Source organism: Rhodococcus sp. DMU2021 (assembly GCF_019641445.1).
GTDB lineage: Bacteria > Actinomycetota > Actinomycetes > Mycobacteriales > Mycobacteriaceae > Rhodococcus > Rhodococcus pyridinivorans.
The window spans coordinates 1-23,209 of sequence record NZ_JAIFKB010000001.1 but is presented as its reverse complement, the minus strand read 5'-3'; the positions used below and the strand labels follow the sequence as shown (position 1 = coordinate 23,209).

The following is a 23,209-nucleotide window of genomic DNA, read 5'->3' as shown; positions in this document are numbered from 1 at the left end:
TGCCATGCGCGCATTGCTGGTGGTCGACGTCCAGAACGACTTCTGCGAGGGCGGTTCGCTCGCCGTGGAGGGCGGCTCGCGGGTGGCGTCCGACATCACCCGGTTCCTGCAGGCGCACGGTGACGACTACGCGTACATCGCCGCAACCCGCGACCACCACGTCGATCCCGGAGACCATTTCTCTCCCGAACCCGATTTCGTCGACTCGTGGCCGCCGCACTGCCGGGCAGGGACGCCGGGCGCGGACTTCCACCCGGAACTGACTACGGACCGGTTCGAGGCCGTCTTCTCGAAGGGTGCCGACGACGCCGCCTATTCGGGCTTCGAAGGAATCGACGACGAGGGCACGACGTTGGCGTCGTGGTTGCGCGACCGCGGCGTGACGGACGTCGACATCGTCGGGATCGCCACCGACCACTGTGTGCGGGCCACCGCGCTCGACGCGATCGCGGAGGGTTTCGGCGCCCGGGTGCTGCTGCCGTACACCGCCGGGGTGTCGGAGACGACGATCCGCCCAGCCCTCGAGCGGATGCGCGAGGCCGGTGTCGAGCTGGTCACCGACCTTCCCGGCGTCACCGATATCACCGAAGTCACAGGTAGCTGGGCCGCAGACCGAAGGTGACGGTGGGGACCGATAGCCTGTGCCGGTGCCGGATCTCCCCGAAGTCCCAGAATTGCTGCGAACCGCGGTGCACGCGCTGGGCGGTAAGGAGCGGCGCAACCAGCTGACGATGGCCTCGGCCGTCGCGCACAGCATCGATACCGGCGAACACCTCGCCGTGCAGGCCGGCACGGGTACCGGCAAGTCGCTGGCCTATCTGGTGCCGAGCATCCGCTACGCGGTGAAGACGGGTCGCACCGTGGTGGTCTCCACCGCGACCATCGCGCTGCAGCGGCAGCTCGTCGAGCGCGACCTGCCGCGACTCGCCGACGCCCTCGCCGGTTCGCTCGGCCGTCGCCCGCGTTTCGCGATCCTCAAGGGTCGCGGAAACTACCTGTGCCTGAACAAGATCCATACCGGTCTCGCCGAGGAGACGCCCGACGCCGAACTGTTCGACGCGTTCGCCCTCTCGCGCATCGGCCGCGAAGTGCGGCGGGTGACGGAGTGGTCGTCCACCACCGAGACCGGCGACCGCGACGACCTGTCCCCCGGTGTCTCCGATCAGGCGTGGCGTCAGCTGTCCGTCACCGCCCGCGAGTGCCTCGGCAAGTCGCGGTGCCCGGTGGGAGAAGACTGCTTCGCCGAGATCGCGCGCGCCGAGGCCGCGCAGGTCGACGTGGTCGTCACCAACCACGCGCTGCTCGCGATCGATGCGATCACCGGCATCTCGATCCTGCCCGAGCACGATGTCGTGGTCGTCGACGAGGCCCATGAACTCGTCGATCGGATCACGAACGTCGCCACGGCCGAGTTGTCGCCGGGCACGGTGTCGGCGGCTGCGCGGCGCTGCGTCAAGCTCGTCGAGGACCAGGAGATCGACCGGCTCGACGGTGCCGCCGAGAACTGGGAGTCGTTCCTCGAAGAACTGCCGGCTGGGCGCTGGGACGAACTGCCCGAGGGCGCGGCGGCCGCGCTGGCCTCGATCCGCGATGCCGCCTGGGCCGTACACACGGCGATCGGACCGGCCAAGCCCGGCACCGATCCCGAGGTCGCCGCGGCCCGCAGTCAGGCGCTCGCGGAGATCGACGAGGTGCACGACTGCGCGGTCCGGGTGCTGACGACCTTCGAGCAGCGAGACCCTTCGCAGCGACCCGACGTCGTGTGGCTTGCCGCCGACGAGTTCCGCGGCAACGTGCGCCGCACCGTGCGGGTCGCGCCGCTGTCGGTCGGTGGGTTGTTGCGCAGCCGGTTGTTCGGTGAGTCCACCGTCGTCCTCACGTCCGCGACCCTCACGGTCGGCGGGTCGTTCGACGGCCTCGCGGTCAACTGGGGTCTGCCGCCGCAGTCGCCGGCCCGCAGCGACACCACCTCCGCGTCGGGTACCGAACCTCCTTCCGACAAGGGCGATCTCGCGTGGAATGGGATCGACGTGGGGTCGCCCTTCGATCACGCGAAGGCGGGCATCCTCTACATCGCCAAGCATTTGACGCCACCCGGCCGCGACGGTCTGCCGCCCTCGCATCTCGACGAGATCGCCGAACTGGTCACCGCCGCCGAGGGGCGCACGCTCGGGTTGTTCTCCTCGATGCGCGCCGCGAAGGCCGCCACCGAGGCGCTGCGCGAGCGTCTCGACACGCCGATCCTGTGCCAGGGCGACGACGCGACCGGCGCGCTGGTCGAGAAGTTCGCAGCCGACGACGCGACGAGCCTGTTCGGCACCCTGTCGCTGTGGCAGGGCGTCGACGTTCCGGGCCCGTCGCTGTCGCTGGTGATCATCGACCGGATTCCGTTCCCCCGCCCCGACGATCCGCTGCTGGTCGCCCGGCAACGCGCCGTGGAGGCTCGCGGCGGCAACGGGTTCATGGCGGTCGCCGCCAATCACGCCGCTCTGCTGTTGGCGCAGGGTGTCGGGCGACTGTTGCGCAGCACCGACGACCGGGGCGTGGTGGCGGTGCTCGACTCGCGCCTGGCGACCGCACGGTACGGCGGTTATCTGCGTGCGTCGCTGCCGCCGTTCTGGGAGACGGCCGATCCGGCGGTGGTCCGCCGGGCACTCACGCGTCTGCGCGGCTGAGCACCCGGCGGGTCCTGATCTCCTACGGGAGCGCGACCATGCCGAGTTCGGCGGGTGAGGCGAGCAGCCCGTGCCTGGGCAGCACCCGCACCGTGTAGCCGACGGCGCCGGCGAGCGGCAGCGGCACGGTCGCGGTGAACTCCTCTCCCAGCGGGTCGGTACCGATGTGCTGCATCGGCACGGTGACGGGGTCGCCGATCGTGTCGTCGGAGCCCACGCGCCCGACCACGGCCTGCACCTCGACATCTTCCGGGGTCAGGTCGCCGAGTTGGACGTGCGCGGTCAGCCCCAGCGGCAGACCGATCTGCGGCACGTCCGGAATCGGCGTCGAATCGACCTGCGCGACACGCACTCCCGGCCACGCCGCCTCGATGCGGTGCCGGTAGTCGGCCAGCGCCCGCGCACCCGCGTAGTCGTCGGCGGTCACCTTCGAGGCTGCCGCGGCCGCGGGGATGTAGTAGTCGACGGCGTAATCGCGCACCATGCGCGAGGCGAGCACCTTCGGGCCGAGATCCTCGAGCGTGTGGCGCACCATCTCGATCCAGCGGGCCGGCACACCGTCGGAGTCGCGGTCGTAGAAGCGCGGCAGCACCGAGCGTTCGAGCAACTCGTACAGCGCGGCGGCCTCGAGATCGTCGCGGCGGGTGTCGTCGACCCCGTCGGCGGTGGGGATGGCCCAGCCGTTCTCGCCGTCGAACATCTCGTCCCACCATCCGTCGCGGATGGACAGGTTGAGACCGCCGTTGAGAGCCGACTTCATGCCCGACGTACCGCACGCCTCGAGCGGGCGCAGCGGGTTGTTCAGCCACACATCGCAACCCCAGTACAGATAGCGGGCCATCGACATGTCGTAGTTGGGCAGGAAGACGATTCGGTGCCGCACGTCGTACTCGTCGGCGAACCGCACGACCTGCTGGATGAGCGCCTTGCCGGCGTCGTCGGCGGGGTGGCTCTTGCCGGCGACGACGAGCTGCACGGGCCGTTCGTCGTCGAGCAGCAGGGCGCGCAGCCGTTCGGGGTCGCGCAGCATCAGGGTGAGGCGCTTGTAGGTGGGCACGCGCCGCGCGAACCCGACGGTGAGGACGTTCGGATCGAAGACCGACTCGATCCAGCCCAGTTCGGCCTCGGTGGCGCCGCGTTCGAGCCACGACTCGCGCAGCCGGCGACGCACCTCGGCGACGAGCTGGGCGCGCAGCGCGTTCCGGGTGGACCACAGTTCCTTGCGGTCGATGGTCTGGAGCAGTTCCCAGCCGCGGGCCTCCTCGACGCGGTCGGGTCCGGCGAGGCGGTTGGCGAGCGCGATCCATTCGCGCGCGGCCCAGGTGGGGGCGTGCACACCGTTGGTGACCGAGCCGATGGGCACTTCGGCGGCGTCGAATCCGGGCCACAGTCCTTCGAACATGCCGCGGCTGACCTCGCCGTGCAGCTTCGACACACCGTTGCAGCGCTGGCCGAGGCGCAGACCGAGATGTGCCATGTTGAACACGTTCGGGTTGCTCTCGCGTCCGAGCGCGAGGATGCGGTCGACGGTGAGGCCGGGCAACAGTGCCGACTCGTTCTCGCCGTTGGTGCCCGAGAAGTAGTGGCGCACGAGATCGATCGGGAAGCGGTCGATACCCGCGGGCACGGGGGTGTGGGTGGTGAAGACCGTGCCGGCCCGCACGGCGGCGAGCGCTTCGTCGAAGTCGAGTCCGGCGCCGGTGACGAGTTCGCGGATGCGTTCGGCGCCGAGGAAGCCCGCGTGTCCCTCGTTCATGTGGAAGACATCGGGGTCGGGCAGGCCGTGGATGCGTGTGTAGGCGCGCACCGCGCGGACACCGCCGACGCCGGCGAGGATCTCCTGCTTGATGCGGTGGTCCTGGTCGCCGCCGTAGAGGCGGTCGGTGACCCCGCACAGCTCCTCGTCGTTGGACGGGATGTCGGAGTCGAGCAGCAGCAGCGGGACGCGCCCGACCTGGGCGATCCAGATTCGCGCGTCGAGTGTGCGCCCGCCCGGCACGGCGACCTGCACGAGCGCGGCGGTGCCGTCGGCCTCGGTGAGCAGTCGCAGCGGCAGGCCCTGCGGGTCGTAGGAGGGGTAGTGCTCCATCTGCCATCCGTCGGCGCTGAGCGACTGCCGGAAGTAGCCGGACCGGTATAGCAGGCCGACGCCGATGAGCGGCAGGCCGAGATCGGAGGCGGCCTTGAGGTGGTCGCCGGCAAGGATTCCGAGGCCGCCGGAGTAGTTCGGCAGCACCTCGGTGACACCGAACTCCATGGAGAAGTAGGCGATGCCGGCAGGCAGTGTCGTGCCGCGCTCCTGCTGTTCCTGGAACCAGCGGGGGCGGGTGAGGTAGTGCTCGAGGTCGGCGGCAGCGGCGTCGAGCCGGGCGAGGAAGTCGCCGTCCTCGGCGAGCGCATCGAGTCGGGCCGGCGGCACCTCGCCGAGCAGTCGGACAGGGTCATTGCTGCACCGGCGCCACAGGTCCGGGTCGACCGATTCGAACAGGTCCTGGGTCTGCGGGTGCCACGACCATCTGAGGTTGGCCGTCAGGGCTCCCAGCGCAGCCAGCCGCTCGGGAAGATGGGCTCGTACGGTGAACCGGCGCAGTGCTTTCACGGGGTGCACACTACCGACCGACCGAGCTTCGTGACGGCCGGGCGGCGGATCTCATGTGCCCGGATCCATGCCGGTCGCGGACAGGATCGCCCGGCACCCGGAGAGGGCCACACCGCGGGGCCTTCTCTCCTGCGGCCGACCTCCCGTCGACCGGTGGACTCAGAGTCCGCCGAGGAGCAGGTGCAGCAGGTCTCCGACGACTCCGATCAGCCCGGCAACCAGACCCATGTGTTCTTCCCTTCGTCGTGCCTCCGAGGAGGCTGTTGTCGTCTTGCAGAACAAACAGTAGGGAGCGGGGTGTTGCCGTCCGGTCAATTGAAGTGAACGGTGAGTTACAGATAATTTCGCCGCTGCAGAGGGGATCCTTCGCGGGTCCCGCCGCATGCACAGCCGCGCGGCGCGACCTCCATTACGGTGGTTCGAGACACGGTCGTTGCCCCCATCGGCCCTGCTCGTCCACCCGGACCCGCACGGAACGGAGCTAGCGTGACAGGTCGGCTCGCCATCGACGACGTACAACCCTCCATCGACGGAGGGCGTTATCCGACGAAGGCGGTCGTCGGGGAGGTGGTGCCGGTCTCCGCCGTGGTGTGGCGCGAGGGCCACGACGCGATCGCCGCGACACTCGCCGTTCGAGGACCGGCCGACGATCCCGAATCCGCCGGCAGGCTGGTGCGGATCCCGATGGTTCCGGGCACCGAACCCGACACCTTCCACGCCACCTTCTCCCCCACGAGCGTCGGTGCGTGGACCTACCGGGTCGAGGCGTGGAGCGACCCGGTGGCGACCTGGCGGCACGCGGTCACCGCGAAGACCGAAGTCGGGCAGGACGCCGCCGAACTCGCGAACGACCTCGAGGTCGGCGCACGGATCTTCGAGAAGGCCGCGAAAGGCGCACCGCGCGGCAACCGTCCCGCTCTCCTCGCGGTCGCTGCGTCCCTGCGCTCCGACCGTCCGCTGGCCGAGCGCATCGCCCCGGCCTTCGCCCCCGACGTCACCGAGATCCTCCGCGCCCATCCGCTCCGCGAGCTGATCACGCGTGGAAAGGCGTTCACGGCGTTCGCCGATCGTCGCCGCGCGCTGTTCGGCTCCTGGTACGAGTTCTTTCCCCGGTCCACCGGAGGCTGGTACGAGGACGGAACCCCGCGGCACGGCACCTTCGCCACGGCCGCCGCAGATCTGCCGCGCATCGCGGCGATGGGCTTCGACGTCGTCTACCTCCCCCCGATCCATCCGATCGGCAAGGTCAACCGCAAGGGACCGAACAACACCCTCGTCGCCGGCCCGGATGACGTCGGGTCGCCCTGGGCGATCGGTTCCGACGAGGGCGGCCACGACGCCATCCACCCCGAACTCGGCACCGAGCAGGACTTCCGCGATTTCGTCGCCCGCGCGAAGGAACTCGAGCTCGAGGTCGCCCTCGATCTCGCCCTGCAGTGCGCCCCCGACCACCCGTGGGCGCGTGAGCACCCGGAATGGTTCACCGTGCTGCCCGACGGCACGATCGCGTATGCGGAGAACCCGCCCAAGAAGTACCAGGACATCTATCCGATCAACTTCGACGACGACCCCGAGGGCATCTACGCCGAGGTCCTGCGCGTGGTCCGGCACTGGATCCGGTTGGGCGTCGACATCTTCCGCGTCGACAATCCGCACACCAAGCCCCCGAACTTCTGGGAGCAGCTCATCGCCGAGATCAAGCGCACCGATCCCGACGTGCTGTTCCTGTCGGAGGCGTTCACCCGGCCCGCCCGCATGTATGGGCTCGCGCGACGCGGATTCACGCAGTCCTACACGTATTTCACGTGGCGGGTCGCGAAATGGGAGCTCACCGAGTTCGGTACCGAGATCGCCGCGAAGGCCGACGAGGCCAGGCCGAACCTGTTCGTCAACACCCCCGACATCCTGCACGAGACCCTGCAGCACGGCGGACCGGGCATGTTCGCGCTGCGCGCGGCGCTCGCCGCCACCCTGGCTCCCTCGTGGGGCGTGTACTCGGGGTACGAACTGTTCGAGCACCTCGCGGTGCGGCCGGGCAGCGAGGAGTACCTCGACTCGGAGAAGTACCAGTTGCGGCCGCGCCGATACGACGAGGCACGCCGGCGCGGCGAGTCGCTCGAACCGTGGCTGACCACCCTCAACCGCATCCGGCGCGCGCATCCGGCGTTGCAGCAACTGCGCAACATCGCCTTCCACCACGTCGACAACGACGCGCTCATCGCCTACTCGAAGTTCGATCCGTCCACCGGGGACTGCGTCCTCACGGTGATCAACCTCAACCCCTATGGGGCCGAACAGGGCACGGTCTGGCTCGACATGCCGGCGATCGGGCACGACTGGCACGACCACTTCCCTGTTTACGACGAGGTGAGTGGGGAACAGTACTCGTGGGGACAGGCCAACTACGTGCGCCTCGAGCCGTGGCGGGCGGTGGCGCACATCCTGGTCCTGCCCCCGATCGGCATCCCCACCCGCACAACGCTCGCCTACAGGAGGCAGTCGTGACCGTGCCGCCCCAGACGCCGGGCGCCGATGTTCCGCGCCGGCGCCACAGCCCGCGACCGGAGGACCTCGACCTGCTCGCCGCCGGTGAGCACCACGATCCGCACGCGGTGCTCGGGGCCCATTCGCATCCGGAGGGGACGGTCATCCGGGCACTGCGCCCCGGGGCCGAGAAGGTCGCCGCCCGGATCGGTGGTCGCGACCATCCGCTCGAACCCGTGGGCGAGGACGTCTTCAGCGCCCTGATCCCGGTCTTCGATCTCGCCGACTACCGGCTCGTGGTGACCTACCCGTTCGATCACGTCGAGGTCGTCGCGGACGGTTACCGCTTCATGCCGACGCTGGGCGAGCTCGACCGTCACCTGCTGAGCGAGGGCCGGCACGAACGGCTGTGGGAGGTGCTCGGCGCCCATCCGCGGACCTATGAGACCCCGGACGGCCCGGTGACGGGCACGTCCTTCGCCGTGTGGGCACCGGGCGCACGCGGGGTCACCGTCGTCGGCGACTTCGACGGCTGGGGTGGACGCACCGCCCCGATGCGGGTGCTCGGCTCGAGCGGTGTCTGGGAGGTCTTCGTTCCCGGTGTCGAACCGGGCGCGCTGTACAAGTACCGGGTGCACGGCCGCGACGGATCCGTCCGCGACAAGGCCGACCCGATGGCGTTCGCCACCGAGGTGCCCCCCGCGACCGCGTCGAGGGTCACGGAGAGTCGCTACACCTGGAACGACGACGACTGGGTCGCGACCCGCGAGAAAGCGCAGCCCTGGCAGGAACCGATGGCGGTCTACGAGGTGCACCTCGGTTCGTGGCGCCCGGGCCTGAACTACGTCGAACTCGCCGATCAGCTCGCCGAGTACATCCTCGAGACCGGTTTCACGCACGTCGAGCTGCTGCCGGTCGCCGAGCATCCCTTCGGCGGGTCGTGGGGTTACCAGGTCACCTCCTACTACGCTCCCACCTCCCGGTTCGGCACTCCCGACGAGTTCCGCGCGTTCGTCGACCGTCTCCACGCCGCCGGGATCGGCGTGATCATGGACTGGGTGCCCGCCCACTTCCCGAAGGACGAGTGGGCGCTCGCGCGCTTCGACGGCAGCCCCCAGTACGAACATCCCGATCCGCGCCGCGGCGAACAGCTGGACTGGGGCACCTACGTCTTCGACTACGGCCGGCCCGAGGTGCGGAACTTCCTCGTTGCCAACGCCCTGTACTGGATCGAGGAGTTCCACATCGACGGTCTGCGCGTCGACGCCGTGGCCTCGATGTTGTACCTCGACTACTCGCGCCCCGAGGGCGGCTGGACGCCGAATATCTACGGCGGGCGCGAGAACCTCGAGGCCGTTGAGTTCCTGCAGGAACTCAACGCCACCGTCCACAAGCACTATCCGGGGATCGTGACGGTCGCGGAGGAGTCGACCTCCTGGCCGGGCGTGACCCGCTCGACGAACGTCGGTGGGCTCGGCTTCAGCATGAAGTGGAACATGGGCTGGATGCACGACACCCTCGGCTATCTCGGCCGCGATCCCGTGCACCGCACCTACCACCACCACGAGATCACGTTCTCGCTCGTGTATGCGTGGAGCGAGAACTTCGTACTCCCCATCAGCCACGACGAGGTCGTCCACGGCAAGGGCACGCTGTGGACGCGACTGCCGGGCGACGACGCCACGCGTGCAGCCGGCCTGCGGTCGATGCTCGCCTACATGTGGGCGCATCCCGGCAAGCAGTTGCTGTTCATGGGCCAGGAGTTCGGGCAGGTCGCCGAGTGGTCCGAGGAACGCGGCCTCGACTGGTGGCAGCTCGACGAACCGCTCCACGCCGGTATCCACCGCCTGGTGTGCGATCTCAACGGCATCTACCGCTCGCACCCGGCGCTCTACACGCTCGACACCACGCCCGGCGGATACTCGTGGATCGACGCCAACGATGCGCACAACAACGTCCTGTCGTTCCTGCGCTACGGCAGCGACGGCTCGGTGGTCGCGTGCCTGCACAACTTTTCGGGCACGACCTACGGCGACTATCGTGTCGGATTGCCCGAACCGGGCACGTGGGAGGAAGTGCTCAACACGGACGCGACCGCCTACCAGGGCAACGGAGCGGGCAACTTCGGGGCCGTGGAGGCCGACGAACATTCGTGGCACGGGCGTCCCGCCTCGGCTCGGGTGACCTTGCCTGCGCACGGTGCCATCTGGTTGTCGTTGCGGAGGTGACGCTGCCCGACGACAGGAGCACAACGACATGCGACGGACGCACCGGTTCGCGCGACTGGTGGTGCCCGCACTGACCGTCGTCCTGCTGGCGGGCTGCGCCCAGCGGATCGAAGGAACGGCGGTGTCGATCTACGACAACCCCTTCACCGTGGCGGGGCTGCCCGTCACCTCCGGGGCGTCGGGTCCGCGCAGCGGGGTGCCCGATGCGGACATCGAGATCGAGAACACCGACGGCGGTCCCGTCGACGTCCTGGCCGGCAACGCGATCGCCGACATCGAGGAGTACTGGCGTCAGGAGTTCGCGTCGGTCGCCCGGGGCACCTTCCGCCCGGTCGAGACGATCGTGTCGTGGGATCCGTCCGAGCGACGGGGCCCGCGTTTCTGCGGCAAACCCACCTACGACTTCATCAACGCGGCCTACTGCAGCGGTGGTGACGAGATCGGATGGGACCGCACCTACCTGATGCCGCAGCTCATCGACAGCTTCGGACCGATGGCCGCGGTGACGGTCCTCGCTCATGAATACGGGCACGCCGTCCAGCACACGGCGGGGCTGGTCGCCGAGGACGACCCCGGCATCGTGTTCGAGCAGCAGGCCGACTGTTTCGCCGGTGCGTTCATGCGGCACGTCGCGGAGGGCCGGTCGACGCACTTCCAGCTCGACACCTCCGACGGGCTGAACAACGTGCTCGCGTCGATGGTGCTCTTCCGCGACGCCGATCCGAACGACCCCGACTCGATCCACGGCTCGGCCTTCGAACGCGTGACGGCCGTGCAGATCGGATTCACCGACGGGGCCGGCTCATGTGCACGCATCGACGCCGCCGAGATCGAGTCGCGCCGCGCCGACCTGCCGCAGTACTACAACTCCGCAGACGACGGCGAACTGCCGGTCACCGACGAGTCGGTCGAGGCGATCTTCGAGTCGTTCCACCAGGTCTTCGACCTGGACGCCCTGCCGCAACTCGATCTGTCGGGCGCCGACCTCGGGTGCTCGGACGCCCGGGCCACCTCACCGGTGTCGTACTGCCCCGCGACGAACACCGTGGGCGTCGACATGGAGGCACTGAGCGAGCGCGGTACGGCCGCCCCGCCGGGAAGCGGCTTCGATCCCGGTGTCCGCGGCGACTACAACGCCTACGTGCTCGTCGCCTCCCGCTACGCTCTCGCGGTGCAGAAGGAGGCCGGCCAGTCGCTCACCGAGCCGCGCACGGCGCTGCGGGCGGCGTGCCTGTCGGGGGTCATCAGTGCCGCGCTGAGCCCGGACAGCACCCTCGCCTCGACCGTCGACCCGAGCCAGGTGCTGGTGTGGCTGTCCCCCGGCGACCTCGACGAGGCGGTCTCGGGCCTGCTCACCGACGGTCTGGCCGCGAGCGACGTCAACGGCAACACGGTGCCGAGCGGGTTCGCGCGGGTGGATGCCTTCCGCACCGGCGTCCTCGGCGGCGAGGCGGGCTGCACCGGCCGTTACCGCTGAGACGACACCGGCCGCCCACCACGAGTGGTGAGCGGCCGGTCCGGCGGATCGGTACGGATCAGTAGAGGGCCATCGCGAGCTTGCGGCGCGACGACACCACGACCGGATCCGCGGCATCGAACAGTTCGAACAGTTCGAGGAGCCGGGTGCGTGCCGCGGTGCGTTCGTCCCCGGCGCTGCGACGCACGAACTCGATGAGACGACCGAAGGCCGCCTCCGGCTGCTGCGCGAACAGTTCGGCGTCGGCCGCGGTGAACTGGGCTTCGAGGTCGTTCGGAGCGGCATCGGCGCGCTCGATCGCATCCTCGGGAATCTTGCTCGCGCGGGCCAGGAAACGCACCTGGCGCAGCGCGGCCTGCGCCTCGGTGTTGTTCGGCTCGGAGTTCAGGACGAGTTGGTAGGCCGCCTCGGCGCCCTCGAAGTCGCCGTTCTCGAGTGCCTGCTCGGCAGCCTCGAAACGCGGGTCGGCGGGCTGTTCCTCCGGCTCGGCGCCGGGCGGGCCCGACAGCTTGCCTGCGACGGCGTTCCGGATGGCGTCGAGCCACTGACGCAGCGCGGGCTCGGGCTGCACGCCCTGGAAGTCGGCGAGCGGCTGGCCGGCCGCGATCGCGACGACCGTGGGCACCGACTGGACGCCGAAGGCCTGGGCGATCCGCGGGTTCGCGTCGACGTCGACCTTCGCAAGGACCCACGCACCGTTTGCCTCGTTCGCGAGCTTCTCGAGAACGGGTGAGAGCTGCTTGCACGGTTCGCACCAGGTCGCCCACAGGTCGACGATCACGGGCACCTGCATCGACCGCTGCAGCACCTCGGTCTCGAACGTCGCTTCGGTGACGTCCACGATCGGGGCGATGGCACCGGGTGCGGCGCCGTCGCCACCGGACGGAGGCGGAGGCGGCGGCGCGGAGGCCCTCTCCTTGAGCGGTGAGAGATCCACCGCGCCGGACATCGCCGCGGCGACGGCGGCAGAACGTGCTGGACGGGAACCGGGTCGAGTCACGTCCACCATTTTGTCACGAGTGGTCCGAATCGTGCTGCGCGGACCGGGGGACGTCGCCGTGAGGTCAGACGGTCGCGGTGGCGTCCTCGCGGGTGGCGGGAGCGGACAGCTCTCCGAGGCGACCGGTGCGCACGGCCCAGCGCTCGAAGACGATCGTGCCGAACGGGGGCACGCTCGAGACGAGGGCGAGGAAGGTCGTCTTGAGATCCCACTTCAACGACCACGCCGTGAGGAGCGCGATGAGCACGAACGGGATGAAGCCGGCCACGCCGTGCACCATGCCCGGGATCGCGATGGCCTCTTCGTAGCCGAGCACCCACTTGAAGAACATGGCGATCAGGAGGGCGAGCCAGGTCACCGCTTCCCAGATCGCGATCAGCCGGAATCGTTTCGCGGGCGTGGACACGTCGAGGATGTTGGTCATGCGGCCATTGTGCCGAAAGGCCTACGACAAGCCGTAGTTCAGTGAGAGACATCACGGCCCCGGCATGCTTGCGCCGGGGCCGTGATCATGCTTTAGAGAAAGGGGTCAGTTCTCGGGCACCCGCACGATGAGCGCGTCGCCCTGGCCGCCACCACCGCACAGGGCGGCAGCGCCGACACCGCCGCCGCGGCGCTTCAGCTCGAGCGCCAGGTGCAGCACGATGCGCGCGCCCGACATGCCGAGCGGGTGGCCGAGCGCGATCGCACCGCCGTTGACGTTCACCTTCGCGGGATCGATGCCCAGCTCACGGGCTGAGACGATGCCGACGGCGGCGAACGCCTCGTTGATCTCGATCAGGTCGAGGTCCTTCGGGTCGACGCCCTCACGCTCGCAGGCCTTGGCGATCGCCCGTGCCGGCTGCGACTGCAGGGTCGAGTCCGGTCCGGCGACGACGCCGTGGCGGCCGATCTCGGCGATCCAGCTCAGCCCGAGCTCGGTGGCCTTGGCCTTGCTCATCACGACGACCGCGGCGGCACCGTCGGAGATCTGCGAGGCCGAACCGGCGGTGACGGTGCCGTCCTTCGAGAAGGCCGGACGCAGCGAGCCGAGCGACTCGGTGGTGGTCTCCGGGCGGATGCCCTCGTCGGCGGCGAAGACGATCGGGTCGCCCTTGCGCTGCTTGATCGACACCGGCACGACCTCGTCCTCGAACAGGCCGTCCTTCCAGGCGCGGGCGGCCCTCTGATGCGAGGCGGCGGCGAAGGCGTCCTGCTCCTCGCGGGAGACGAAGCGGTCGCCGGAGTTGGCCGACTCGGTGAGGTTGCCCATCGCCTGGTCGGTGAAGATGTCGTGCAGGCCGTCGTAGGCCATGTGGTCGCGCAGGGTCACGTCGCCGTACTTGAAGCCGGCGCGGGACTTCTCGAGCATGTGCGGGGCCTGGCTCATCGACTCCTGGCCGCCGGCGACGACGACGTCGAACTCGCCCGCGCGGATCAGCTGGTCGGCCATCGCGATCGCGTTGATGCCCGACAGACACACCTTGTTGATGGTCAGCGCCGGGACGTCCATCGGGATGCCGGCGGCGACGGCCGCCTGACGGGCCGGGATCTGGCCGGCGCCGGCGGTGAGCACCTGGCCCATGATGACGTATTCGACCTGCTCAGGAGCCACACCGGCGCGCTCGAGCGCACCGGAGATCGCCACGCCACCGAGATCCGATCCGGAGAAATCCTTGAGCGAGCCCTGAAGACGCCCCATGGGCGTACGGGCTCCGGCGACGATGACAGAACTGCTCACGGGACATTCCTCCGAAAGATCGGCATGTGATCGGAAAACTCCACTCGGATATTCACCTGAATCCCGATAGGAGTGCACTCAACGGTACCGCTACCGTCTAGAGCATGACCGAGACCTCTCCCACATCCGCTCCGGCGGCGTCCGTTCTCGCTTCCGGACTCGTCACCGCCATCGATCACGTCGGCATCGCAGTGCCCGACCTCGATGCCGCTCTCACCTGGTACGCCGAGAACCTCGGTCTCGTGTCCACCCACGAGGAAGTCAACGAGGAGCAGGGCGTGCGCGAGGCGATGCTGGCCGTTCCGGGGACCTTCGAAGGGTCCACCATGATCCAGCTGCTCGCCCCGCTGAACGAGAAATCCACGATCGCGAAGTTCATCGACCGCAATGGCCCGGGTCTGCAGCAGCTTGCCTACCGCGTCTCCGACATCGATGCCGTCTCCACTGCGCTTCGTGAGCGCGGCGTCCGCTTGCTGTACGACGCACCCCGTCGCGGCACCGCCGATTCGCGCATCAACTTCTTGCATCCGAAGGACGCGGGCGGCGTCCTCGTCGAGCTCGTCGAGCCGGCTGCACATCCCGCTCACTGACGGCCGTTCCGGTGCGCTCCCGAAGACGGATGGGGCGGGAGCGCATCCGGGTCGTACCCGCAGGGACCGGGTAGATTGTCTCCATGGTCTTCGATCGTGATCGCGCACCCAGCCACCTGCCGTTCTCCATCGTGCGGAAGGGATTCGACCGCGACGAGGTGACCAACTACTTCGCCCGGTTCGAGGCCGAGCTGCGCGTGACTGCCACCGACCGCGACGCCGCCGCCGCGCAGGCCCGCGATCTGGCCCGTCAGCTCGAGAACGCCCGCAACGAGATCGACGAACTCCGCAAGGACGTCGACCGTCTGTCGGTGCCGCCCACCACCGCCGAGGGCATGAGCGACCGCATCTCCCGGATGCTGCGTCTCGCCTCCGACGAGGCCTCCGAGCTGCGGGCCCGCGCCGAGGCCGACGCCGCCGAGATGATCTCGCTGGCGGAGCAGGAGGGCATCCGCCTCCGGGGCGACTACGAGAAGAAGCTCGCCGAACTCGAGGACACCCGCGTCGCCTTCGCGGCCGAGCACGAGCGGACGATGACTGCGGCCCGCGCCGAGGCCGAGCGGATCGTGGCTGCTGCCCGCGCGGAGGCCGAGCGACTCGACGCCGAGGCCGAGGCCAAGCGCGAGCAGGTGCAGCAGGACTTCGAGATCACGATGTCCGAGCGTCGCACGAAGCTGCTCGGAGCCCTCGACGAACTCGAACGGACGAGTAAGGCCGAAGCCGAGCGCCGCATCGAGGAAGCCACGCAGGAAGCCGAACGACGGCTCGCCCGCGCCACCGAACAGTCCGAGCGGAAGGTTGCCAACGCGCGCGACCTCACCGAGGAGCTCCGCGTGCTGCGCGGACGCATCCTCGGCCAGCTCGACGCCGTTCGCGAGCAGCTCGACGACGTCCCCACGCTGCTCGCGGGCATCAACCGCGAGGGCGAACTGCTCGACCGGGAGATCTCCCTCGACGAGCCCCGCACGACCGTCCTCGGCACGGCGCGCGACAAGCAGGGCAGCGACAAGCAGGGCAGCGACAAGCAGGGCTCGGACGACGAGAGCCCGACGGAGCCGGCATCCACCGAGGCCGACGCGAAGGCGGACAAGACCACGCCGCTGCCGCAGACCGACAAGACCACGCCCATGCCGCAGGCCGACCGGACGGTGCGGATCCCGAAGAGCGATGCCCCCGGCTCGGCCTCCGGCCCGAACTCGGCCGCGCAGCCGAACAGCGGCGCACAGGGATCCCAGTCCACTCCACGCACGCCGAACGCCTCGGCACCGCATCGCTCACCCTCGGTCGGTTCCGGTGTGCAGGGCCGCTCCCCCGCCGTGGCCAGCAAGGTCCGCAATTGACCGTCGCCGACCCTCGGGCTTGACCTTCGAGTCGGTCGAAGCTCCATGATGGGCCGGTGACCGACCCGGAGATGATGTCGATCGGCGTGTTCGCCGAACTCGTCGGACTGACCGCGAGCGCCTTGCGGTTCTACGACGACGCCGGCCTGCTGCGTCCCGGGCAGGTCGATCCGTCGACGGGATACCGGTTCTATACCCGCTCCCAGGTCCCGTGTGCGTGCCGGTTGCGGCAGTTGCGGGAGATCGGGATGCCGCTGCCCGCCATCGGTGAGTTCTTCGCCGCCGACACGGACGAGGCCGCGCGACTGCTCGACGACCACGTCACCGGGATGACCACGGAGGCCGAGCGGCTCCGACGGGCGGCCGCGACCCTCGCGGCGTCCCTGCGCGCCGAATCGCGCCGCGTGATCTGCACGGTGCCGGGACCCGTCCTCGCCAGCGCCGTCGATCAGGTCTCCGCCGCCACCGGTCACGACCCCGATATCCCGGTACTGAACGGCGTGCACAGGGAAACCGGATCCGGCTGCGTGAGGCTGACCGCCACAGACCGGTACCGGCTCGCCACCCGGACGCTCGCGCCCACCGATCCGACCTGCACGACGACCCCGCCGAGTCCCTGGTCTGGAATGTCCGCGCCCTCGACGCTGCCGATGCCCTCACCGACGAGCGCGCACAGCGACACCACGACACCCTCCGGGTCGCAGGCTTCTATCCGAGCCTGTACCTGAACCTGGCCGACGACTTCCGACGACTCGGATCGCTCCGGGCGGCCGCGGAACATCTCGACCGCGCGCAGGACCACCTGTCCGCACTCCCCGACGATCCCTACGGCAACACCATCCGCACGGCCGTCCACGAGGTGCGTCGGGCGATCACCGACCGCGATACGGCGCCGCGAGCGTCTGCGCCGGGCACGGCCCGCTGACGGGTCCACTCCGACCGGCTTGCAGCGACCGGTCCGTGGTGGCTAGGACCAGCGTCGGGTCGGTCGGCGGGTCCCGCGACCCGCCCAGCATCCGCTGTGCCAGTGCCGCCGGTCCTCCGCACCGCCGAGCGCATCGGTCGGCCACGCGACGACATGGGGTGTTCCCGGCGCGATCTCGTGATCGCATCCCGGGCACCGGTACGGCTTGGTGGCACGCGAACCCGGCACGGTGCGCACGGTGAAACGCTCACCTTCGGCCCCCGCGGGACCGCTCTCGGTGCGCACCGTCGCCCCGAAGTAGGTCGGGGATTCTTCGGCCGCCCCGCCGCGCTTGCGGCCGGTGCGGGATCTGTTGCGGCGCGGCACGATCAGAACAATCTGAACTCGGTGCTCTCGGTGCCCCGCAGCGCCTCGTAGTCGAGCACGAGGCAGCGGATGCCGCGGTCCGTGGCCAGTGTCCGCGCCTGCGGCTTGATCTGCTGGGCCGCGAACACGCCACTGACGGGCGCGAGCAGCGGATCCCGGTTGAGCAGTTCGAGATAACGGGTGAGCTGCTCCACCCCGTCGATCTCGCCGCGGCGCTTCACCTCCACGGCGACGGTCGCTCCGTCGGCATCACGGCACAACAAGTCCACGGGGCCGATCGCCGTGGGGTATTCGCGCCGGATCAGGGTGAAGCCCGTCCCGAGGGTCTCGACGTGCTCGGCGAGAAGTTCCTGCAGGTGAGCCTCGACACCGTCCTTGATCAGACCGGGGTCGACACCGAGTTCGTGGCTCGAATCGTGGTCGATCTCTTCGAGAGTGATGCGCAGCTGCTCGCCTGCCTTGTTGGTGACCACCCACAGGGCCTCGGCGTCCTCGACGGACTCCTCCTCGAGCCAGCAGGGTGGGCTCATCCAGTTCAGGGGCTTGTAGGCACGGTCGTCGGCGTGGACACTCACCGAACCGTCGGATTTGACGAGGAGGAGACGTCGGGCCGTCGGCAGATGAGCCGTCAGGCGTCCGATGTAGTCCACACGGCAACGGGCAATCACAAGACGCACACAGCCACCCTAGAGGATCCACTCGACTAGTCTCGAACGACCATGCCCGCACGCAGTCACCGCACGGCCCCGCTCGGATCGGCCATCCTGGGAGAGCCTGCCGAACCGATCCGACGGCAACGCATCAGGATCCAGACCCTGTTGACGTTCTCCCTGATCGGTACGCATCTCGTCGGTGCCCTGATCGTGGCCGCTCTCATCAACGTCGTGATCCCGGGCCCGTCCGTACTGACCTCCGACTTCCTCGTCATCACCGCGATCCTCGCTCCTGTCTACGTGGTCTCGGCCGTCGTGGTCGGATCGGTGCTCGGTACCCGGGCGACCCTCCGCAGGCTGCGGTGGGCGCTGGAGAACCGGCCGCCCACCCCGCAGGAACAGCGGATCGCGTTGCGGATGCCCTGGCGTACCACCCTCCAGCAGGGAGCACTGTGGTTCATCGGGTTGATCCTGTTCACCGTCGGGTTCGGGGTCATCGACCCGCAGACGATCCCGAAGGTCGCGCTGACCATCACCCTGGCCGGTGTCACGGTGTGCGGATTCGCGTACATGTTCACCGATTTCGCGCTGCGCCCCATCGCGGCGCGCGCACTCGAGGTCGGGACGCCTCGTCGCCCGCGCCTGGCCGGCACCACCGGACGCGTGATGCTCGCGTGGGCCCTGGGCAGCGCGGTGCCCGTTGTCGGTCTGCTGTTCATCGCGGTGTTCAGCTTCATCCGTCCCGTCACATCGACGCGCCTGGCGATCACGATCCTCGCCATCGGCGGACTCGGTCTGCTCACCGGCTCGCTGCTGATGTTCCTCACGATCCGGTCGACGATCGCGCCGATCGAATCGGTGCGCGCCGGGATGCAGCGCATCGCGTCGGGCGATTTCGATACCGCGGTCGTCGTCTACGACGGAACCGAATTGGGGCAGCTGCAGACGGGGTTCAACCGGATGGCCGAAGGCCTGCGCGAACGCGAGAAACTGCGCGACGTGTTCGGCCGCCATGTCGGACGGGAGGTCGCGGCTGCGGCGCTGGCCAATCCCGGTGTCCTCGGCGGTGAAGAACGGGACGTCGCGGTGTTGTTCGTCGACATCGTCGGGTCCACCGCGTTGGCCGCGAGTCGCCCGCCGTCCGAGGTGGTGGCGCTGCTCAACCGCTTCTTCGCGGTCGTCGTCGAAGAGGTCCACGCGGCCGAAGGATTCGTCAACAAGTTCGAGGGCGACGCGGCGCTCGCGATCTTCGGCGCGCCGGTCGCCCTCGACAACGCCGCCGGCTCCGCGCTCGGCGCCGCGAGAAGGATGGCGCGACGCCTCGCCGACGAAGTGCCGGAGTGTCGCGCGGGCATCGGGGTCACGGCAGGTCGCGCGGTCGCCGGGAACATCGGCGCGCAGGAACGCTTCGAGTACACCGTGATCGGCGATCCGGTCAACGAAGCAGCGAGGCTGTCGGATCTCGCGAAGACCGTTCCGGGTTACGTCGCGGCGTCGGCCCGCACCGTGCAGCTCGCCCCCGAGGACGAACGCGCACGGTGGGAACTGGGTGAGGAGATCACCCTGCGCGGTCGTTCCGAGCCGACGCGCCTGGCGATTCCGCGCGCGGACTGACGGCCGGCCTCACTCCCCCGCCAGCACCGCGTCGAGGAACTTGCGGGTGCGTTCCTCCCGGGGGCTGGTGAAGATGCGCTCGGGCGGCCCCTCCTCCACGATGCGACCCCGATCGAACATCAGCACACGATCGGAGACGTCGCGGGCGAAGTGCATCTCGTGCGTCACGATCAGCATCGTGATGTCGGTCGTCTCGGCGATCCTCCGCAGCACGTCCAGCACATCGGCGACGAGTTCGGGGTCGAGGGCCGAGGTCACCTCGTCGAGCAGCAGGATCTCCGGATCCATCGCGAGGGCACGGGCGATCGCGACCCGCTGCTGCTGACCACCCGACAGTTGTGTGGGGTGAGCGGTCTCCTTGTCGGACAGACCGACCATCGCGAGCAGCTCCCGCGCACGGTCGCGTGCCTCGGCCTTACTGCGACCGAGGACGTGGACCGGAGCCTCGGTGAGGTTCTCCATCACGTTCATGTTGGGGAAGAGGTTGAACTGCTGGAAGACCATGCCGATGCTTCGGCGCATCGTCCTCAGGTAGCGCTCGGAGGCCGGGACGAGACGCGTCCCCTTGCGTTCGTGGCTGAGTGGTTCGCCCTTGACCCACACCACACCGTCGTCGATCTTCTCGAGGGTCATGAGCAGGCGCAGGATGGTCGTCTTGCCCGAACCGCTCGGACCGATCAACGTGACCCGTTCCCCCGGGGCGACGGTGAAGTCCAAGTGGTCGAGTACTACGTGGTCGCCGAATCTCTTGACCACGGAGTCGAAACGGATCATGGATCCATCGGAGCTGGCGGCGGGAAGCGAGTCGCCGTCGGCACCGGCTTCCTTGTGCATCTCAATAGGCAAGGCGACGCTCCAATCGGCGGACGAGCAACGACGTCGGGTAGCTGGCGATGAGGAAGATCAGGCCGGCCAGCGTGAGCGGCTCGAGGTACTGAAAGTTGCGCGCACCGAACTGCTGGGCTGCGGTCACCATCTCCACGACGGAGATCGTGAACAGGAACGGGGTGTCCTTGAACAGCGACACCGCGTAGTTGCCCAGCGCGGGCACGACACGGCGCACGGCCTGCGGCAGGATCACCGCACGCCACGTACGCATCGGCGACAACGACAGGGCGCGGCACGCCTCCCATTGTCCTTTCGGCACGGCGTCGATGCCCGCCCGGTACACCTCGGCCATGTAGGTCGAGTAGTGGATCCCCAGTACCGCGATGCCGATCTGCAGCGCACTGAACTGCGGGAGCAGGTAGTAGACGAACAGGAGCTGCACCACGAGTGGTGTGAGCCGGATGAACTGGACGACGGCGGACAGCGCCGTCGCGAGCACCTTCGGCAACGAGCGGCGGGCGACGGCCACGACCAGCCCCAGCACCGCGGCGACCACGAATCCGAGGACCGTGGCCAGCAGGGTGATCCGGAATCCTTCGAGCAGTACCGGAAGCGCGTCGGCCGCGCGTTGCCAACTCCAGTCGACGGTCATGAGCGTGCCCCCACCGGCTGATCGAAGACCGGGGCGAGCCCGAAGATCTCACGGAGCGTCGGACCGGTCCCGAGTCGGCTCTTCGCACGCACCTCGAGCGCATTCATCAGCAGCGTCAGCAGATAGCCGAGCACGAAGTACAGCACCAACCCCACACCGAACGCGAAGATGGTGTCGCCACTGCCTCTACGGAGCTGCTCGATCTGGAACGTGAGGTCCTGCAGGAGGATGTAACTCGCCAGTGCTGTTCCCTTGAGCAGCTGGATGAGCAGATTGGTCAACGGCGGGATCATCTCAGCCCAGGCCTGCGGGAAGACCACCCGTCGCATGCGTTGCCAGTAGCCGAAATTCAGCGCTGTCGCCGCCTCGATTTGCGGCTTCGGCACCGAGGCGATCGCACCGCGCACCACCTCCGCTCCGTAGGCGCCGTAGTTGAGCGACAGCGCGAGGATCCCGCACACGATCGATTCGAGCCGGAACCCGAATAACGGCAGAACATAGAAGAACCAGAACAGCTGCACGAGAAGCGAAGTGCCGCGGAAGAACTCGATGAACACTCTCGCGCTGCCACGCAGGACGAGGTTCTTCGCGCCTGCCGCCAGTCCGAGGGCCACTGCGAGCAGGAACGCGAAGACCGCACTCCCCAGGGTCAATTTGACGGTGACGAGCAGACCGTCGAACAGTTGGGGGAAGGAGTTCCATAGCAGTTCGATCTTCGAACCGAAATCCATTACGACGCAGCCGAGATCAGGAAACGCCCTCGCAGAGCATCTCGGTCGTCAGCCCCGGATCGGGCATCTCGGCCTCCGTGAACCCGAAGTCGCCGACGATCGAAAGGTACTTCTGCGGGTCGGACGTGATCTTCGCCAGTTCCTCGTTGTAGGCGTCGCGCAGTTCGGTGTCCTCCTTGCGGAAGACCGTCCCGCCGGCGCCCACCTGAGGTACCCCGTCGATCTCCGCGACGAACGACTCGGTGACGTCGACGGGCGCACCCTCGTTGTTCTGCTTCATCCAGTTCAAGGAGATACCCGTCAGGGCGAAGACGTCGGCGCGTCCGTTGACGACGGCATCCATCCCGTCCTGGGGAGACGCCACCTGCATCGCGTCGATGCCGAGGGCGGACGCGTAGTCGGCTTCGATCGCGCCGGTCATGACGGCCATCCGGACGCCGCTCTCGGCGATCGACTGCATGTCGGCGAGTTGTTCCGGGTTGCCCTGCGGGACCATGAGTGCGGTGGTGTAGTTGAACTCCGGCTCGCTGAACAGTGCCTGTTCGCAACGCTGCGGGAGGATCGACATGCCGGCGCTGACCACGTCGAATCGTCCGGCCTGCAGGCCGGGAATGAGCGCACCGAAGTCGGTGGCCACACCTTCGACGTTGTCGATGCCGAGGTTCTTGAAGATCTCGCGGTGCAGAGCGACGGTGGCGCCGGTGAGTTCGCCGTCCTGCATGAAGCTGTAGGGTGCCTCGCCGGCGAACCCGACGGTGACGGTGCCTTCCTGCTGGAGCCGTTCGAGGGTCGAGCCCTCGGTGTCGGTGTCGACGCTCGTACATCCTGTGATGGCCGCGCCGATGAGTCCCAGTCCCGCGATCACCGCCGTGAACTTGCCGGCGGTACCCGTAGTCGATCGATTCGTCATCGTCTCGCCCCTCCTCGTCGTCGACGAGAACGCCCCCGACAGGCGCTCACACGCCGAACCCACACGAACCGTGCGATCGTGCATGAGCGGACGTTACCGACATAAGTAGGCATAGCCTGGAACAGGGCGTGTTTGTTACGAGGTCGTGATCGGCCGGGCGCCGGCGATGGAAAAGGGGCGCACCGTACCCGAGAACCGTTCGGAGCGTGAGTACTTTCCCGTGAGATGGGATCATCCGACGGTCCGGAGAGAGCCCGGAGAACACGAAAGGGGACCCACAGTGTGGGTCCCCTTTCGGAACGGGTGTTCGGCGGTGTCCTACTCTCCCACACCCTGTCGAGTGCAGTACCATCGGCGCAGACAGGCTTAGCTTCCGGGTTCGGAATGGGACCGGGCGTTTCCCTGTCGCTATGGCCG

The 23,209-nt window shown here is 68.6% G+C and carries 19 protein-coding genes and 1 rRNA gene; 9 read left to right on the top strand and 11 right to left on the bottom strand.

All coding sequences use genetic code 11. From position 1 onward, the window contains the following. Positions 1–4 precede the first annotated feature (4 nt). Positions 5–622, top strand: coding sequence for a nicotinamidase (locus K3M35_RS00100; RefSeq protein ID WP_006554737.1), 618 nt, complete (start codon positions 5–7; stop codon positions 620–622). A gap of 25 nt (positions 623–647) precedes the next feature. Beyond that, entirely contained in the window at positions 648–2,675 is a 2,028-nt protein-coding gene (locus K3M35_RS00095; protein ID WP_217579931.1) for an ATP-dependent DNA helicase, read from the top strand. A gap of 22 nt (positions 2,676–2,697) precedes the next feature. Here K3M35_RS00095 and glgP read toward each other — a convergent pair whose 3' ends face one another. After that, the gene (glgP, locus tag K3M35_RS00090; protein WP_024100507.1) at positions 2,698–5,274 is read right to left on the bottom strand and encodes an alpha-glucan family phosphorylase; all 2,577 of its coding nucleotides are present in this window, start codon (positions 5,272–5,274) and stop codon (positions 2,698–2,700) included. A gap of 486 nt (positions 5,275–5,760) precedes the next feature. Between glgP and K3M35_RS00085 the strand changes: the two genes are divergently transcribed. From K3M35_RS00085 to K3M35_RS00075, 3 genes are read left to right on the top strand one after another with little or no spacing between them, the layout of a single operon-like run. Continuing rightward, positions 5,761–7,779: a maltotransferase domain-containing protein gene (locus tag K3M35_RS00085; RefSeq protein ID WP_217579932.1), complete on the top strand. Its 2,019-nt coding sequence runs from the start codon at positions 5,761–5,763 to the stop codon at positions 7,777–7,779. Continuing rightward, complete coding sequence (gene glgB / locus K3M35_RS00080) at positions 7,776–9,986, top strand: 1,4-alpha-glucan branching protein GlgB (RefSeq protein WP_006554733.1); 2,211 nt, start codon at positions 7,776–7,778, stop codon at positions 9,984–9,986. The genes K3M35_RS00085 and glgB overlap by 4 nt, the downstream gene beginning before the upstream one ends. Before the next feature lie 28 nt (positions 9,987–10,014). Next, the gene (locus K3M35_RS00075; RefSeq protein WP_217579933.1) at positions 10,015–11,463 is read left to right on the top strand and encodes a neutral zinc metallopeptidase; all 1,449 of its coding nucleotides are present in this window, start codon (positions 10,015–10,017) and stop codon (positions 11,461–11,463) included. A gap of 58 nt (positions 11,464–11,521) precedes the next feature. On the opposite strand, the gene K3M35_RS00070 is transcribed toward K3M35_RS00075, so the two are convergent. The 3 genes from K3M35_RS00070 to K3M35_RS00060 all read right to left on the bottom strand — a co-directional run bounded on the left by K3M35_RS00070 (position 11,522) and on the right by K3M35_RS00060 (position 14,183). Next, positions 11,522–12,412, bottom strand: a complete 891-nt coding sequence (locus K3M35_RS00070) for a tetratricopeptide repeat protein (RefSeq protein WP_019288978.1) — start codon at positions 12,410–12,412, stop codon at positions 11,522–11,524. Between the two features lie 115 nt (positions 12,413–12,527). Next, positions 12,528–12,887 carry a DUF3817 domain-containing protein gene (locus tag K3M35_RS00065; protein ID WP_006554730.1) on the bottom strand — a complete coding sequence of 120 codons (360 nt, stop codon included), beginning with the start codon at positions 12,885–12,887 and terminating at the stop codon, positions 12,528–12,530. A 105-nt stretch (positions 12,888–12,992) separates the two neighbouring features. After that, positions 12,993–14,183 (bottom strand): acetyl-CoA C-acetyltransferase, encoded by a 1,191-nt coding sequence (locus K3M35_RS00060; protein ID WP_024100503.1) that lies wholly within the window; start codon positions 14,181–14,183, stop codon positions 12,993–12,995. 104 nt (positions 14,184–14,287) lie between these two features. Here K3M35_RS00060 and mce point away from each other — a divergent pair, with 104 nt between their 5' ends. From mce to K3M35_RS00045, 3 genes are all read left to right on the top strand, one after another. Beyond that, positions 14,288–14,773: a methylmalonyl-CoA epimerase gene (gene mce, locus K3M35_RS00055; protein ID WP_033096419.1), complete on the top strand. Its 486-nt coding sequence runs from the start codon at positions 14,288–14,290 to the stop codon at positions 14,771–14,773. 83 nt (positions 14,774–14,856) lie between these two features. Continuing rightward, positions 14,857–16,113, top strand: a complete 1,257-nt coding sequence (locus K3M35_RS00050) for a hypothetical protein (protein WP_217579934.1) — start codon at positions 14,857–14,859, stop codon at positions 16,111–16,113. Positions 16,114–16,169: 56 nt separating this feature from the next. After that, positions 16,170–16,841 carry a MerR family transcriptional regulator gene (locus K3M35_RS00045; protein ID WP_308257037.1) on the top strand — a complete coding sequence of 224 codons (672 nt, stop codon included), beginning with the start codon at positions 16,170–16,172 and terminating at the stop codon, positions 16,839–16,841. Between the two features lie 239 nt (positions 16,842–17,080). On the opposite strand, the gene K3M35_RS00040 is transcribed toward K3M35_RS00045, so the two are convergent. Together K3M35_RS00040 and nucS are read right to left on the bottom strand one after the other, a co-directional pair. Next, on the bottom strand, positions 17,081–17,404 hold the full coding sequence (locus K3M35_RS00040) for an ATP/GTP-binding protein (RefSeq protein WP_217579935.1): 324 nt from the start codon (positions 17,402–17,404) through the stop codon (positions 17,081–17,083). Positions 17,405–17,406: 2 nt separating this feature from the next. After that, positions 17,407–18,081 carry an endonuclease NucS gene (nucS, locus tag K3M35_RS00035; protein WP_006554723.1) on the bottom strand — a complete coding sequence of 225 codons (675 nt, stop codon included), beginning with the start codon at positions 18,079–18,081 and terminating at the stop codon, positions 17,407–17,409. A 42-nt stretch (positions 18,082–18,123) separates the two neighbouring features. On the opposite strand from nucS, the gene K3M35_RS00030 reads away from it, so the two are divergent. Further along, complete coding sequence (locus K3M35_RS00030; protein ID WP_217579936.1) at positions 18,124–19,671, top strand: adenylate/guanylate cyclase domain-containing protein; 1,548 nt, start codon at positions 18,124–18,126, stop codon at positions 19,669–19,671. Between the two features lie 9 nt (positions 19,672–19,680). On the opposite strand, the gene ehuA is transcribed toward K3M35_RS00030, so the two are convergent. The 5 genes from ehuA to rrf form a co-directional block, all read right to left on the bottom strand. Continuing rightward, on the bottom strand, positions 19,681–20,445 hold the full coding sequence (gene ehuA, locus K3M35_RS00025) for an ectoine/hydroxyectoine ABC transporter ATP-binding protein EhuA (RefSeq protein WP_174479673.1): 765 nt from the start codon (positions 20,443–20,445) through the stop codon (positions 19,681–19,683). Positions 20,446–20,506: 61 nt separating this feature from the next. Beyond that, positions 20,507–21,151 carry an ectoine/hydroxyectoine ABC transporter permease subunit EhuD gene (gene ehuD / locus K3M35_RS00020; protein ID WP_006554720.1) on the bottom strand — a complete coding sequence of 215 codons (645 nt, stop codon included), beginning with the start codon at positions 21,149–21,151 and terminating at the stop codon, positions 20,507–20,509. Further along, positions 21,148–21,882 (bottom strand): ectoine/hydroxyectoine ABC transporter permease subunit EhuC, encoded by a 735-nt coding sequence (gene ehuC / locus K3M35_RS00015; protein ID WP_217579937.1) that lies wholly within the window; start codon positions 21,880–21,882, stop codon positions 21,148–21,150. Before ehuC ends, ehuD begins: the two co-directional genes overlap by 4 nt. Positions 21,883–21,898: 16 nt before the next feature. Next, on the bottom strand, positions 21,899–22,792 hold the full coding sequence (ehuB, locus tag K3M35_RS00010; RefSeq protein ID WP_006554718.1) for an ectoine/hydroxyectoine ABC transporter substrate-binding protein EhuB: 894 nt from the start codon (positions 22,790–22,792) through the stop codon (positions 21,899–21,901). 305 nt (positions 22,793–23,097) lie between these two features. Then, positions 23,098–23,209: ribosomal RNA gene (gene rrf / locus K3M35_RS00005) — 5S ribosomal RNA — on the bottom strand; the annotation flags it as partial.

What these genes read in the sequence shown, in the direction of transcription:
- K3M35_RS00100 (WP_006554737.1), top strand. Translation starts at nt 5, where the DNA reads ATGCGCGCATTGCTGGTGGTCGACGTCCAGAACGACTTCTGCGAGGGC.
- K3M35_RS00075 (WP_217579933.1), top strand. Translation starts at nt 10,015, where the DNA reads ATGCGACGGACGCACCGGTTCGCGCGACTGGTGGTGCCCGCACTGACC.
- K3M35_RS00070 (WP_019288978.1), bottom strand. Translation starts at nt 12,412, where the DNA reads ATGTCCGGCGCGGTGGATCTCTCACCGCTCAAGGAGAGGGCCTCCGCG.
- K3M35_RS00065 (WP_006554730.1), bottom strand. Translation starts at nt 12,887, where the DNA reads ATGACCAACATCCTCGACGTGTCCACGCCCGCGAAACGATTCCGGCTG.
- mce (WP_033096419.1), top strand. Translation starts at nt 14,288, where the DNA reads ATGACCGAGACCTCTCCCACATCCGCTCCGGCGGCGTCCGTTCTCGCT.
- K3M35_RS00050 (WP_217579934.1), top strand. Translation starts at nt 14,857, where the DNA reads ATGGTCTTCGATCGTGATCGCGCACCCAGCCACCTGCCGTTCTCCATC.
- K3M35_RS00030 (WP_217579936.1), top strand. Translation starts at nt 18,124, where the DNA reads ATGCCCGCACGCAGTCACCGCACGGCCCCGCTCGGATCGGCCATCCTG.
- ehuA (WP_174479673.1), bottom strand. Translation starts at nt 20,445, where the DNA reads ATGATCCGTTTCGACTCCGTGGTCAAGAGATTCGGCGACCACGTAGTA.
- ehuD (WP_006554720.1), bottom strand. Translation starts at nt 21,151, where the DNA reads ATGACCGTCGACTGGAGTTGGCAACGCGCGGCCGACGCGCTTCCGGTA.
- ehuC (WP_217579937.1), bottom strand. Translation starts at nt 21,882, where the DNA reads ATGGATTTCGGTTCGAAGATCGAACTGCTATGGAACTCCTTCCCCCAA.
- ehuB (WP_006554718.1), bottom strand. Translation starts at nt 22,792, where the DNA reads ATGACGAATCGATCGACTACGGGTACCGCCGGCAAGTTCACGGCGGTG.